The organism is Geomobilimonas luticola, assembly GCF_018476905.1.
GTDB classification, from domain to species: Bacteria; Desulfobacterota; Desulfuromonadia; order Geobacterales; family Geobacteraceae; genus Geomobilimonas; species Geomobilimonas luticola.
Window position 1 is genome coordinate 1 of the sequence record NZ_JAHCVK010000025.1, and the last position, 1,001, is coordinate 1,001.

Here is a 1,001-nt window from a genome sequence, read left to right on the forward strand (position 1 = left end):
TGGCAGTCGTAGCACTGGACACCGGTGCCGCCGCTGGTGTTCGTTATGGCGCCATCCACACCGGTGCTGGTGTTCCACCCCCGCTGGTTACCCGCCGCGTTGCCGTGGGCCGACAGGGACTTGGCAATCCGCTTCTGGGCCGCGTTGGTTACGGTGGAGTATTTCCCCCAGGTGGTCTTTTCGGTCTGGGCATAGCGGGCGGCGACGCTGGTGCCGTCCCAGGCGTACTGCTTGGGGGTCTTGCCGTCGCCGAAGGGGTCGGTGGCGTTGTTCTGGTCGCTGTGGCACCCCAGGCAGTGGCTGGTCACTTTCTCGATTTGTCCCCGCGACCCGTCGGCGGTGTACTGGACGGCGGTGGCCCCGGCGGTGAAAGTGGCCGGGCGCGTGGCGGCACCGTAGATGACCAGGTCCACCGGTGAGCCGGAGGCGGCCGCACCACCGTGGTAGGCCCCGTTGATGGTGCCGTCACTGTTGGCCTCCCAGTGGCACTGGTAGCATTTGGCGTCGGTCAGTTCACCCTGGACATGGTGGGAACTGCCGCCGAACTGGCCGGTGACCGCTGCCCGGTTACCCTGGGCTATGGAATGGCAGCCGAGGCAGGCGCCTTTCTCCCAGACGGCCGTCGTTCCCCCGTGGCAGGCGATGTTGGCGCAGGTCCGGGTGGCGGCAGTATAGGTGACGCTGGCGCCGGCCAGGATACCGGTCCGGTCGAGGTACACGTCCTGGAAGGTGTTGGTGTTGTGGCTGTTCCCCTTGTGGCACTCGTTGCAGCTGTACTGGTAGTTAGTCCCACCACCGGCGTGCCGCCGGTGGGGTGAGGTGGTCTCGTCAACCCCGGCATACCCTGCCGCCGCGGCCGGCGGCGGATAGCCGTGACAGCTGGAGCAGCTGGCGGAGAAGGAGCCGATCGAACTCTGATGCCCATGGCAGCTGGCGCAGACGTTGGCTTCGCTGCTTGCATGCTCGGGGGGATACCCCGCCCCCTGCGGCACGGCATGGCA

The 1,001-nt window shown here is 67.3% G+C and carries 1 protein-coding gene; it reads right to left on the reverse strand.

From position 1 onward, the window contains the following. Window positions 1–1,001, reverse strand: a 1,001-nt coding sequence (locus tag KI810_RS17145) for a CxxxxCH/CxxCH domain c-type cytochrome (RefSeq protein ID WP_425513909.1), incomplete at both ends; no start/stop codon positions are given.